General features: G+C 63.3%; 11 protein-coding genes. 6 read left to right on the top strand and 5 right to left on the bottom strand.

What is annotated here, in order from left to right:
- Nucleotides 1–13: 13 nt before the first annotated feature.
- The 3 genes from WBK23_RS07930 to rpmE are packed head-to-tail and all read right to left on the bottom strand — an operon-like array spanning nt 14 to nt 2,492.
- Nucleotides 14–1,435 (bottom strand): M48 family metalloprotease, encoded by a 1,422-nt coding sequence (locus tag WBK23_RS07930; protein WP_424483644.1) that lies wholly within the window; start codon nt 1,433–1,435, stop codon nt 14–16.
- Between the two features lie 14 nt (nt 1,436–1,449).
- Nucleotides 1,450–2,250: a thermonuclease family protein gene (locus tag WBK23_RS07925; protein ID WP_424483440.1), complete on the bottom strand. Its 801-nt coding sequence runs from the start codon at nt 2,248–2,250 to the stop codon at nt 1,450–1,452.
- Nucleotides 2,251–2,276: 26 nt separating this feature from the next.
- Complete coding sequence (rpmE, locus tag WBK23_RS07920) at nt 2,277–2,492, bottom strand: 50S ribosomal protein L31 (RefSeq protein ID WP_424483439.1); 216 nt, start codon at nt 2,490–2,492, stop codon at nt 2,277–2,279.
- A 166-nt stretch (nt 2,493–2,658) separates the two neighbouring features.
- On the opposite strand from rpmE, the gene WBK23_RS07915 reads away from it, so the two are divergent.
- The 3 genes from WBK23_RS07915 to WBK23_RS07905 all read left to right on the top strand — a co-directional run bounded on the left by WBK23_RS07915 (nt 2,659) and on the right by WBK23_RS07905 (nt 7,868).
- Nucleotides 2,659–4,878, top strand: coding sequence for a primosomal protein N' (locus WBK23_RS07915; RefSeq protein WP_424483438.1), 2,220 nt, complete (start codon nt 2,659–2,661; stop codon nt 4,876–4,878).
- Nucleotides 4,879–5,196: 318 nt separating this feature from the next.
- Nucleotides 5,197–6,576 carry an ATP-dependent RNA helicase DbpA gene (gene dbpA / locus WBK23_RS07910; protein ID WP_424483437.1) on the top strand — a complete coding sequence of 460 codons (1,380 nt, stop codon included), beginning with the start codon at nt 5,197–5,199 and terminating at the stop codon, nt 6,574–6,576.
- A gap of 56 nt (nt 6,577–6,632) precedes the next feature.
- Entirely contained in the window at nt 6,633–7,868 is a 1,236-nt protein-coding gene (locus WBK23_RS07905; protein WP_424483436.1) for a diguanylate cyclase domain-containing protein, read from the top strand.
- Nucleotides 7,869–7,879: 11 nt separating this feature from the next.
- Here the strand turns inward: WBK23_RS07905 and WBK23_RS07900 are convergent, their stop codons facing one another.
- Nucleotides 7,880–8,710, bottom strand: coding sequence for an alpha/beta hydrolase family protein (locus WBK23_RS07900; RefSeq protein WP_424483435.1), 831 nt, complete (start codon nt 8,708–8,710; stop codon nt 7,880–7,882).
- A 137-nt stretch (nt 8,711–8,847) separates the two neighbouring features.
- Here WBK23_RS07900 and WBK23_RS07895 point away from each other — a divergent pair, with 137 nt between their 5' ends.
- Nucleotides 8,848–9,846 carry a GlxA family transcriptional regulator gene (locus tag WBK23_RS07895; RefSeq protein WP_424483434.1) on the top strand — a complete coding sequence of 333 codons (999 nt, stop codon included), beginning with the start codon at nt 8,848–8,850 and terminating at the stop codon, nt 9,844–9,846.
- A 27-nt stretch (nt 9,847–9,873) separates the two neighbouring features.
- On the opposite strand, the gene WBK23_RS07890 is transcribed toward WBK23_RS07895, so the two are convergent.
- The gene (locus WBK23_RS07890) at nt 9,874–10,608 is read right to left on the bottom strand and encodes a substrate-binding periplasmic protein (RefSeq protein WP_424483433.1); all 735 of its coding nucleotides are present in this window, start codon (nt 10,606–10,608) and stop codon (nt 9,874–9,876) included.
- Nucleotides 10,609–10,744: 136 nt separating this feature from the next.
- Here WBK23_RS07890 and WBK23_RS07885 point away from each other — a divergent pair, with 136 nt between their 5' ends.
- On the top strand, nt 10,745–11,311 hold the full coding sequence (locus WBK23_RS07885) for an N-acetyltransferase family protein (protein ID WP_424483432.1): 567 nt from the start codon (nt 10,745–10,747) through the stop codon (nt 11,309–11,311).
- Between the two features lie 56 nt (nt 11,312–11,367).
- Nucleotides 11,368–12,552, top strand: coding sequence for an NAD(P)/FAD-dependent oxidoreductase (locus tag WBK23_RS07880; RefSeq protein WP_424483431.1), 1,185 nt, complete (start codon nt 11,368–11,370; stop codon nt 12,550–12,552).
- Nucleotides 12,553–12,697: the final 145 nt, after the last annotated feature.

Here is a 12,697-nt window from a genome sequence, read left to right as displayed (position 1 = left end):
TAAGCACGACCGCCTAGCGCACGACTTTCAGCCAATCACCGGGGCGCGGTTCGCCGGTCGGATAGAGGTTATTCAGCAGGCGCAGAGTCATTTGAGCATCACCTGGCAATTTACTGTGTTTGGCCAGCGCGGCCATGCTTTGGCCAGGCGCTGCTTTGACCAACTGGATGCGCAGCGGCTCGGCCTGCTTGCGCTCGGCCGCACTCAGCGGCCGGAAACTCTTGATCACCTGCATAAACTGCTCGTCCTGGCTTTGCAGCGACGTTTGCCCGCGCACCACACCGACGAACAGATAGGTCCGCTCGCCTTGCTGCACCACCGCCAGGCGCTTGGGCGAGTTGCCGGCCAGCACCGCGCTGTAACCCTGCAAACCGGCTTGCTGCAGCTCGACGCCGGCCACTAGACGCTGCCCGCGAACACGCTGATGGAGCAGTTCTTCAGGCCGCAACTGCTGCGGATTCGGCTCCAGGCTCATGGCGACAAAGGCCTGCTGATCGGCACTGTGGGCAATCAACGCGTCGGGCCGATTGAGCATGCCCCAGCCCCCGGGAACGCTCAGGGCGAAGCCCAGCGGTGCATGGTAGAAATGCTGACCGCGCCTGACGCCGGTGTCGGCCGAGTCGCCAAACGGCACACCCTCAAGGCGTTTGAGGAAGGCCTCGCGGTTGACCTCCTGCTGCCCGGTCGCCAGCGCACGCGCCGGGCCGATGACCTGCTGCAAACGGCGGTCATTGTCCGGGTGGGTATCAAACAGGCCGTGATAACCGCCAGCCGGCTGCGCCTCGCCCTCTGCGGCCGCCTGGTCGCGGGCAAAGTCTTCCTGGTTCTTCAGCACCTTGACCACTTCGATCATCGCCTGCGGGTCATAGCCGCTACGTGCCAGGTACTGCGCACCAAGGCCATCGGCCTCCAGCTCCATGTCACGGCCATAACCGCTCACCACCGCGCCGCCGAGCACATTGGTGATATCCGCCGCTGCACCGACCCCGGTACCCAGCGCCACCGCCTGGCCGAGAATATTCCAGGCACTCGACTGGCTCTGCTGCTGCACACTGTGCCGCGCGGTGACGTGACCGACCTCATGGCCCAGCACCGCTGCCAGCTCGGCCTCCGAACTGAGGTACACCAGCAACCCGCGGTGGATATAGATGTAACCGCCCGGCAAGGCGAAGGCGTTGATGTCCGGACTGTCGACCACGGTGAAGGTGTAGGTAAGCTGGCTGCGGTGGCTGTTCTTCGCCACCCGTTCACCGACCTGCTGCACATAGGCCTGCAGCTTCTCGTCGGCGTAACGCGGGTTTTCCTTGAGAATTTGCTGGTTGTAGCGTCGGCCGAGGTCCAGCTCCTGCTGTTCGCTCATCATCACGAAGTTGTTGCGCCCAGTCGCCGGGTTGACCGCGCAGCCGGCCAACTGGCCCAGCAGCAAGAGCAGCATCAACACACGCAGACTCACGGCAGCACCTCCAACATGGCTTTATCGGTCAGTGGCAGCATCCAGCGTGCCTGCCCCGGTTTCACACTACCGCGCTGAGCGCGATCAATCACCCAGCCGCGCGCCTCAACTGTGCGTCCGGCGAGGCCCTGCAACTGACGCTGGTCGAAGCCCGCCAGCGCGCGCGTGGCAACCTGCAGCACCAAGCCACCGTCCATTTCCAGCCAGATGCCGCCGCGATTGCGCTCAACCTGGGCGACGCGTCCCTGGATCAGGGCAAAGCCGCCGCTGCGCAGCTGCTGTGGGGTTTTTACCGGCGAGCGCTGCCATACGCCGCTGCGCGCCTCGCGAGCACTGCGCTCGGCGACCTGCTGACAGGCGACCAGCGCCAGATTGGGCGCGACGGCGACCTGGTAGCCGAGCCCTTCAGCCAGCAGCTGTGCTTCTAGATTGCGCCCGCGGCTGTCATAGGCATGTGCCAGGGTACGGCCGTAATGGTCCTTGGCCTGCTGTCCAGCTTGCAGGCTGACCCGCTCGCCATTGGCCTTCACCAGCGCCTGCAAGCGTTTACGCGCGGCCTCGGCAAAGGGCTCGGCGCTGCCGCCCTGACGGCCCATTTCCGGGCTGTTCAGCCCAATCAGGCGCACATTGCGGCCATCGACTAGGCGCAAGGTGTCGCCGTCGACCACACGCTGCACCTTGACGCTGGGTAGCTTGCCCGGCGCAGGGCAGAACGCCTGCGCGGTGTTGAAATAAAAGCCGAAAACGAAAAAGGCGCCCACCAGGGACGCCTTTTTCAGTAGCGCGGGGTAACCCATGCGGGTCTCCGTCGCTGCGCGCAAGCTTACTGCTTGGCGCCGAACATGCCGAAACGCTGCTTGAAGCGATCAACACGGCCGCCGGTATCCAGCATTTTCTGCTTGCCGGTGTAGAACGGGTGGCACTCGTTGCACACGTCCAGGCTCAGCGGCTTGGCCATGGTGGAGCGAGTTTCGATCACGTTGCCGCAGCTGCAGGTGCAGGTGATGGCGACATAGTTCGGGTGGATATCGGCTTTCATGGTGATTCCTCAGGTCTAGCGTGCCGCCACCGGACACTATTGTCAGGTACCGCACGGAATTAGGCCGGCGATAATACCAGAGCATCGCAGCTACGCAAGCCACGCTGCGCGCCGGCCGTCGTCTAAGCCCGTGGTAAGATCGCGCCCTTCCAGCTGGAGCCTTTGCGTGCCCGACGCCATTCTGCGCCTCGCCCTGCCCTCGCCGCTGCGCCGCCTGTTCGACTACCGTGCCCCGCCCGGTGTGCCGCGCAGCGCCTTGCAGCCGGGTGCGCGGCTGCGCGTGCCGTTTGGCCGGCGCGAAATGATCGGCATCCTGATCGAGGTGACCGATCACAGCGAAGTGCCGGCAGACAAGCTCAAGCCCGCCCTGCAACTGCTTGACGCCCAATCGCCGCTGCCACCCGCGCTGCTCAAGCTGTGCCTGTGGACCGCGCAGTATTACCAGCACAGCCTCGGCGACACCCTCAGCTGGGCACTGCCGGTGCTGCTGCGCCAGGGTGAGCCGGCCGAAGCGCGGCAGGAACGCTTCTGGTCGGTCGCAGGCGGCGCGCAGCTGGACGATCCGCGCCTGAGCCGTGCGCCGCGCCAGCGTGACGCTCTGCAAACCCTCGCCCAGCACCCGCATGGCGTCGCCCATCAGCTGCTGAGCAAGCTGCAGCTGAACAAGGACAGCCTCGACCTGCTGCTGGAAAAGGGCCTGGTCAGGGTCGAAGTCCGCCGCCACGCACCGAGCGAGCGCCACCTGAACTGGCTGGCCCAGCCGGAACTGCCGCTGAATACCGAACAACGCGCCGCCGCCGAGGCCATCCGCTCGGGTTTCGGCAGCTTCAACGCCTTTCTCCTCGCAGGCGTCACCGGCAGCGGCAAGACCGAGGTGTACCTGCAGCTGATCCGCGAAACCCTGGAGGCCGGCAAGCAGGCCCTGGTGCTGATTCCGGAGATCAACCTCGGTCCGCAGACCCTGGCGCGCTTCGAGCAGCGCTTTAATGCACGCATCGCCCTGCTGCACTCGGCGGTGAATGATCGCGAACGCCTGGACGCCTGGCTGGCGGCGCGCGATGGCGAGGCCGACATCATCATCGGCACCCGCTCGGCGCTGTTCACCCCGATGCAGCGGCCGGGGCTGATCATCATCGATGAAGAACACGACGCCTCCTATAAACAGCAGGAAGGCCTGCGCTACCACGCACGCGACCTCGCCGTGGTGCGTGCGCATCAGGAAAGCATTCCGATTGTGCTCGGTTCGGCCACGCCCTCGCTGGAAAGCCTGCACAACGCCCACAACGGCCGTTACGCCCTGCTGCACCTGCGCGAGCGTGCCGGCGGGGCCAAGCAGCCGCGCTTCCTGCGCCTGGATGTAAAAAGCCGGCCGCTGGATTCCGGCATCTCCGGCCCGATGCAGCAGGCTATTGCGCAAACCTTGGAAGCGGGCCAGCAGGTGCTGGTGTTTCTCAACCGCCGCGGCTTCGCCCCGACCCTGCTCTGCCACGACTGCGGCTGGCTGTCGGAATGCCCGCGTTGCGACGCGCGCATGACCGTGCACCAGCGCTCGCGCGAGCTGCGCTGCCACCACTGCGGGCACGTCGAGCGCCAGCCGAGCAACTGCCCCAAGTGCAACAACGTCGACTTGCGCCCGGTGGGTGCCGGCACCGAGCGCGCCGAGGAACGCCTGGAGATTCTCTTTCCCAAGGTGCCGGTGCTGCGTGTGGACCGCGACAGCACCTCGCGCAAGGACGCCATGACCACCCTGTTCAACACCGTGCAGCGCGGCGAGCCGTGCATCCTGGTCGGCACACAGATGCTCGCCAAGGGTCACCACTTCCCACGCGTGACCCTGGTGGCGATTCTGGATGCCGATGGCGGCCTGTTCTCCGCGGATTTCCGCGCCAGCGAGCGCATGGCCCAGCTGATTGTGCAGGTTGCCGGCCGCGCCGGGCGCGCCGAAGAGCCGGGCAAGGTGATCATCCAGAGCCACCTGGCCGACCATCCTTTATTGGTGCAACTGACCGAGCAGGGCTACTTCGCCTTCGCCGAACAGGCCCTCAGTGAACGGCGCAGCGCCGGCCTGCCGCCGTTCTGCCACCTCGCCCTGCTGCGCGCAGAGGCGCACAAGCCGGGCCAGGCCGAAGGCTTTCTCGACGACGCCTGCACGGAAGCCGAGCTGCTATTGAACGAGCTGAAACTCAACGGCATCGAACTGCTCGGCCCGGTGCCCGCACCGATGGAGCGCCGCGCCGGCCGCTATCGCGCCCAGTTGCTGGTGCAGGCCAATGCCCGCGCGCCGTTGCATCGCCTGCTCAATACGTGGATGCAGGCCCTGGAGCAGATGCCCAGCGGCCGCGCGGTGCGTTGGTCGCTGGACGTCGACCCCATCGATCTGTTCTAGAACCTTTTTACGATCTGCTGCGCGTCGGCCCTGCTGCGTTAAAAACAGGCTCGGCAAGCCACTTGTGGCTAACGCGCTTTAGCGCGACCCGAAGGGCGAGTGAAACGAGTAATGCTCATTTACACCAGTAAACTCCGCTTCCTCGCCGCTTTGACCAGCCGAAGGCTGTTACTAACGTAGCGCCTTGCATGGCTCTAGCTCGCGAGATCGTAAATAAGGTTCTAAGCCGCGCCGGCACACGACCGGCTGCCTGTTAACGTCAGGCCAGCAAGCGCAGCCTGTTACACTGCACGCCATTTCGTTTAGCAGGCCTGTACCGTGACCAACACCGCGTTTTCTTCTCTGCCGCTTTCCGCCGCCATGCTGGCGAACCTCGAGTCCCTCGGTTACACCGAGATGACCCCGATTCAGGCGCAGAGCCTGCCGGTAATGCTCAAGGGCATGGACCTGATTGCCCAGGCCAAGACCGGCAGCGGCAAGACTGCCGCCTTCGGCATCGGCCTGCTTAACCCGCTCAATCCGCGTTTCTTCGGTTGTCAGGCGCTGGTGATCTGCCCGACCCGCGAGCTGGCCGACCAGGTGGCCAAGGAACTGCGCCGCCTGGCGCGCTCCGCCGACAACATCAAGATCCTTACCCTGTGCGGCGGCGTGCCGTTTGGCCCGCAGATCGGCTCGCTGGAGCATGGCGCGCAGATCATCGTCGGCACCCCGGGGCGCATCCAGCAGCATCTGAGCAAGGGCACGCTGAAGCTCGACGGCCTCAACACCCTGGTGCTCGACGAAGCCGACCGCATGCTCGACATGGGCTTCTACGACAGCATCGCCGACATCATCGGGCAGACCCCGACACGCCGGCAGACCCTGCTGTTCTCGGCCACCTACCCGAGCGGCATCAAGCAACTGTCCGCGACCTTTATGCGCAACCCGCAGCAGGTCAAGGCTGACGCCCTGCACGACGATACGCAGATCGAACAGCGCTTCTACGAGATCGCCCCGGAAGAGCGCATGGACGCCGTGGTCAAGCTGCTCAACAGCTACCGCCCGCAATCCTGCGTGGCCTTCTGCTTTACCAAGCAGCAGTGCCAGGAAGTGGTCGATCACCTGACCGCCAAAGGCATCTCGGCTGCCGCGCTGCATGGCGACTTGGAGCAACGCGACCGTGACCAGGTGCTGGCGATGTTTGCCAACCGCAGCTTGTCGGTACTGGTGGCCACCGATGTGGCCGCGCGCGGCCTGGATATCGATGCGCTGGACATGGTGATCAACGTCGAACTGGCGCGCGACTCGGAAATTCACATTCACCGCGTCGGCCGTACCGGTCGTGCCGGCGAAAAGGGCCTGGCCATGAGCCTGGTGGCCCCAGCCGAAGGCCATCGCGCCCAGGCCATCGAGACCCTGCAAAGGGTGCCGCTCAACTGGCACCCGCTGAGCAGCCTGAAACACCAGGGCGGCGCGCCGTTACAGCCGCCAATGACTACGTTGTGCATCGGCGCTGGGCGCAAGGACAAGCTGCGCCCCGGCGATATCCTCGGTGCCCTGACTGGCGAGGCCGGCATCCCTGGCGCGCAGGTTGGCAAGATCGCCATCTTCGACTTCCAGGCCTATGTGGCCGTTGAGCGCGTCGTCGCCATGCAGGCGCTCAAGTGCCTGACCGACGGCAAGATCAAGGGCCGCTCGCTGCGCATACGCGCCCTATAGTTGCAGCAGGCAAACAGACGGCCGCAGTGACGCGGCCCGCGGCAGAGGAACGCCCCGTGCGCAATATTCTGGTGGTCGAAGACAGCCCCCTGGTGCTGAAAATCCTTGAGCACCTGTTCCGCAAGGAAAGCGCGTTCCAGCCGATCTTCTGCGCGTCCCTGGGTGAAGCCCAGGTGATGCTGGAAACCTCGGCCGAGCTGTTCTTCGCCGCCATCGTCGACCTCAACCTGCCGGATGCCCCGGACGGCGAGATCGTCGATGTGGTGATGACCTACCGCTTGCCCTGCATCGTGCTCAGCGGCACCTACAACGAACAACGCCGCGACCAGATGCTGCTCAAGGGCGTGGTCGATTACGTGCTCAAGGAAAGCCAGCACTCCTACGAGTACGCCTTCCGCCTGCTGCACCGCCTGGAAAGCAACAGCGCCGTGAAGATCCTCATCGCCGAGGACTCCGACGCGACCCGCCATTACATCCGCCACGTGCTGACCCCGCATCGCTACCAGATCATCGAAGCCTGCGATGGCGACGAAGCCCTGCGCATCCTCAAGGAACAGCCAGACATCGACCTGCTGGTGGTCGACCACAGCATGCCGGGGCTCAGCGGTTTCGACCTGGTCAAGCTGCTACGGCAGAAGATGAAGCGCCACGAGCTGATCATTCTCGGCCTGTCCGCCGACACCAAGGGTTCGCTCAGCGCCAAATTTATCAAGCACGGGGCCGATGACTTCCTGCGCAAACCGTTCTGCTCGGAAGAGCTCAACTGCCGGGTGATGTCGACACTGGAACGCCGCGACCTGCTGCGCGCGCTGAAACAGGCGGCGCAATTCGATGCCCTCACCGGCCTGAACAACCGCCGAGCCTTCTACGAACACGGCCAACAGTTGTTCCAGCAGGCGCGCGCCGGCGGCCGCGACCTCAGCGTGGCGATGCTCGACCTGGATTTTTTCAAACGCATCAACGACGAACACGGCCACGCCAGCGGTGACGCGGCGTTGATCGCCTTCTCCCGGGCGTTTTCTGCCGCCTTTCCCGACGCCCTGCTCGGCCGCCTGGGCGGCGAGGAGTTCGCCATGGTCAGCCAGCAAGATGCCGCGACCCTAAGCGACACCCTCGACCAGTTGCGCACTCATTGCGCCGGCCTGAAATACGCCATCGGCGCACCGCCACTGTGCTTCAGCGCCGGCATCTACCATGGCGCACCGGATGACCTGGAAAGCCTGCTGCACCAGGCCGACATGCGCCTCTACCAGGCCAAGCACCAGGGCCGCGGGCGCAACTGCTGGCAGTAGCCCCGCCAGCATCAAGACGCCAAGCGGTGTGCCAGCAGATGCTTATCCAAGAAGCCGACCACGCGCTGCGCATAGTCCTGTGGCTGTGCGGCATAGGCATGGGTGTGTTCGGCTCCCGGGACCTGCCAGAACTCCGTGGCGGCTTTGCCCTGCAGGGCCTGCAATAGCAACTTGCCGTCCTTGACCGGGGTGAACTCGTCGGCCTCGCCGTAGATCAGCAATAGTTCGGGACTGCCAACCAAACGCTGCGCGGCATAGATGGGGCGCAAGCTACGCTCGCCGGCGGGATACAGCAGTTTGGACAGCTGGATGCCCAGCTTGGGAATGGGGTAACGCGACCAGAAGTGCAGCAGGGTCGGGAAGGCCGACTCCAGTACTGCCGCCTTGAACGGATGATCAGGCTGCGCCAGGGCGCACAGGCTCATGGCCGCGCCCATGGACGCGCCGAGCACCGCCACCGGTAAGTCGGGATATTGCGCCTGCAAGGCACGACCGGCGGCGAGCACATCCAGGGGGTAATCCATGCTGGTCGAGGTGCTTTCGCCGAAGCCGTTCAAGTCGAACAGCATCACATGGTAGCCCGCCTGGCGCAGCAGCTCGGCGTGCCCGTACTTTATCCAAAAGCCCTTGGCCGCCACGCCCATAGGGTGCGCCAGCAATACCGCCCCCTTGACCTGCGAGGTGTGCGCCGCAGCCAGCAACGCCGAGATACGCGCCCCCGATTGGCTGTCGACACTCAGGCGCTGCCACTGACTCTGCTCAACGTTTTCCGGCCAGCGCCAGGGCCGGATAAAGCGGCCGAAAAAAGGCTTCTTGAACAGCCGGTATGCCGTGTTCTTCATGCTGGAAATCCCTGTGTTATCGATGATCGAAGCTGATAAACACAGACTAGGGAGAACGCGCGACTGCCTCTATCGGCAGAAATGACATATAACATGCGATTTTTACCAACACACCGCGCACAGACCGGAGAATCGCCATGCACGTCACCGTCCTGATGGCCGATCACTGCTCCTCCACCAGCGTGGCCGCCACCCTGGAGTTCTTCGCAACCGCCAATGTCCTGCACCACTATGCGACCCAGAAAAGCGCTCGCAATGAGCCAGGCAATGTACCGCTGTTCACTCTGGAAACCGCCTCGATCGATGGCCACAGCGTGGCCTGCACCGGCGGCCTGACACTGACCCCGGACAAAGCCTTGGATCAGGTGCACAACCCGCAGCTGGTTGTCGTGCCGGGCTTTATGTTCAACATCCTCGGCGTGCTGCCTGGTCTGGGCAGAATGGTCGAATGGCTGCAACTGCAGCACCAGCAAGGCAGCTATATCGCCAACATGTGCACCGGCGCGTTTGTCACCGCCCAGGCCGGGCTGCTGGATGGGCGCTGCGCCACCACGCACTGGTTATTCAGCGAGCAGTTTGCGCAGCGCTTCCCCAAGGTGAAACTGCAAGCCGAGCGCACCGTGACCGATGACGGACAAGTTCTGTGCTCAGGGGGCTCCACCAGTGGCAGCGACCTGCTGCTGCATCTGATCCGCAAATTTTCCTCGCCGCAACTGGCCGCCGAGTGCGCGAAGAAACTGCTGGTCGATGTGGCTGTGCGCAGCCAAACGCCCTACGCGAGCACCACCTTCAAGAAGAACCATACCGACGCCGAGATTCTCAAGATTCAGGTCTGGCTGGAGCAACGCCTGGCGCAGAGCATCGTCATGGAGCAGGTGGCTGAGGAATCCTGCTTGAGCATGCGCAACTTTATTCGCCGCTTCAAAGCCGCCACCGAGCAAACGCCGATTGAGTATTTGCAGAACCTGCGCATCGAGCGGGCCAAGTTCCTCTTGGAAAGCAGCCAGCAAGCCTTTGAGCAGATCACCCTGCAGGTGGGCTATGACGACGGCAACTCCTTCCGGCGGCTGTTCAAACAACGGGTGGGGCTGACCCCCAGTGCGTACCGCAAGCGTTTTGAAAATGTACGTCAGTGATAGCCGCCAGCGGCTGGCAGCAACCGGTTACAGGCCGTGACGCTGAAAGATCTGCGCATAGCTGCCGTCGGCGCGCATCGCCTCGATCGCCTTGTTGAACGCATCGGCAATCTGCTGATGCTGCGGGTGGTTGCGGCTGACCAGAATATGCAGGCCGTTCTCGCTTAGCGGCTGCGGCAGAAACTCCAGCTGATCACGAATGCTGGCCAGCTCGCGGCTCAGGTGAAAGCGCGCGACCAGCTCATCCTCCAGCGTCAGTTGCACCCGTCGGGCATGCAGCATGCGTGCGCCCATGGCAAAGCCGACGACTCCGACCTTGGTCAGCCGGGTGTCCTGGTCGAACTCGCTGGAATAGGCATAACCGCGCACCACGGCGATGCTGTAGGGGTACAGGTCGGGTAACTGCTTGAAGCTGATCTGGCTGCCCTTGCGCTGCAGAAAGCGGATGCGGTTGACCAGGTAAGGCTGGGAGTAATGGCCAAAGGTGGCTCGCTCGTCGGTGTACCAGGCGTTGATCAGCACATCATAAATGTCCTGCTGCAAGCCACGCACCGCGCGCTCCCACGGCACCTGCGCGTAGGTGCTGGAGTAGCCGGCGCGTGATAGCGCGGTGCTGACCAGGTCCGAGGCCACACCGTTGTTGAGCAACGCCTGATCATTGAACGGCGGCCAGGGGTCGGCCACCAAGCGCAAGGTTTCAGCAGCGACGCCATACAGCGGTAGCAGCACCAGCGACAGCAAGCAGGTACGCAATCCAGTCATCGAAACTGTCCAAAAAAGCAGAGGCCTAAGCCTAGCCACCCCAGAGATTTTTAACAGTACGTAAATCACCACAAACACACCCAAAGCTATCCTGTGCCCACAAATCTTCATTACGGCAAAAAAGGAGTTCTGTCGCATGACGCAACACCAGCCCATACACGTTCGCGATGCCAACCATGCTGATCTAGAGACTTTGCAGCGTATCGGCTGCGATACCTACCGTGAGCATTTCAGTGAAGTCTGGACACCCGCAGGGATGCAGCGCTTTCTTTCCGACGACTTCTCAAGCGAGAACCTGGCCCGCTCGCTCGCGGCTACAGACCAGCATCTATGGCTGCTGGCCGAGGACGTGGCCGGCGACACTCTGGGTTTTGCCAAACTCAACTGGAATAGCCCCATGCCGTTGGGCAATAAAGTTGGCGTAGAACTGCAGAAGATCTACCTGCTCAAGTCCGCGACCGGCAAAGACTATGGCAAGCAGTTACTGAGGGTTGTCTGCGAGCGTGCATCAGTACGACAACATCACCTGCTGTGGCTGGATGTTCTAAAGAGCAATCGCACTGCACAAGCCTTCTACTCACGATTCGGTTTCCATACCTGTGGCGAAATCCCATTCAACACCGACATGCTTGAGATCGGCATGCAGGTAATGGCTTACGACCTCACGTCCAGCCCTCAAGCGCACTCGACAACTTGCAGTTAAGATGCGCGCTGTTTTGCGCCGGGGTTTCGGCGCGGGTCGTGTCGAGGAATGAGTTCGTGCTTACCCCCCAAGTCGTGATTATCGGAGCCGGTGCCGCCGGGCTTATGTGCGCCTTGACGGCCGCCGCGCGCGGCCGCCAGGTGCTGCTGCTGGATCACGCCAACAAGGCCGGCAAGAAGATTCTGATGTCCGGGGGCGGCCGCTGCAACTTCACCAATATGTACTGCGAGCCGGGCAATTTTCTCTCGCACAACCCGCATTTCTGCAAATCCGCCCTGGCGCGCTACACCCAGTGGGACTTTATCGGCCTGGTGGCCAAGCACGGCGTGGCGTACCACGAGAAGAAACTCGGCCAGCTGTTCTGCGACAACAAGGCCAGCGACATCCTCGGCCTGCTGCTCAGCGAGTGCGACGAAGCCGGCGTCGACCTGCACCTGGACACCTCGGTCAGTGAGATCGCCAAGCTGGACAGCGGCTACCAGCTGCAGACCAGCGCCGGCATGCTGCGCTGCGAGTCGCTGGTGATCGCCACCGGTGGCCTGTCGATTCCGACCCTGGGTGCCACCGGCTTCGGTTATCAGGTGGCCAGGCAGTTCGGCCACGAGCTGCTGCCGACCCGCGCCGGTCTGGTGCCGTTCACCATCACCGACCCGCAGCTCAAGGCGCTGTGCACCGAGCTGTCTGGCACCTCGGTGGAGGACTGCCTGGTGAGCTGCAACGGGCAGAGCTTCAAGGAAAACATTCTGTTTACCCACCGCGGCTTAAGCGGCCCGGCGATTCTGCAGATTTCCTCATTCTGGCAACCCGGGGATGCCATCAGCATCAACCTGCTGCCGCATATCGACCTACCTGAGTGGCTGGCCGAGCAGCAGCGCGAGCGGCCCAACAGCGAGCTGAAAACCCTGCTCGCCGAGCTGTTCACCAAGAAGATGGCCGGGCTGCTGGCGGACAACTGGTTCGCCTCCAAACCGATGAAGCAGTACACCCACGCCGAACTCAAGGCGATTGCCGAGCAGCTCGGTGACTGGCAGCTGGTACCGGCCGGTACCGAGGGTTACCGCACCGCCGAGGTCACCCTGGGCGGCGTGGATACCCGCGAGGTGTCATCGAAGACCATGGAGTCGCTGAAATCGCCGGGGCTGTATTTTGTCGGCGAAGTGCTGGATGTCACCGGCCACCTAGGCGGCTTCAACTTCCAGTGGGCCTGGGCTTCGGGCTACGCCGCCGCGCAGTTCGTCTAAACACTCACGCTTTAGAAGCTGTTTCGGATCTCGCGAGCTAGAGCGAGACAAGGCAGAAATGGCCGAGGGCGCGGAGTTTACTGGCTGTAAATGAGCAGCCCGAGGCCATTTCTAACGCCGTATCGCCGACGCGCAGCAGATCCGA

It is taken from the genome of Pseudomonas sp. (assembly GCF_049653025.1).
Classification (GTDB): domain Bacteria; phylum Pseudomonadota; class Gammaproteobacteria; order Pseudomonadales; family Pseudomonadaceae; genus Aquipseudomonas.
This window is presented reverse-complemented; position numbering and strand designations above follow the sequence as displayed.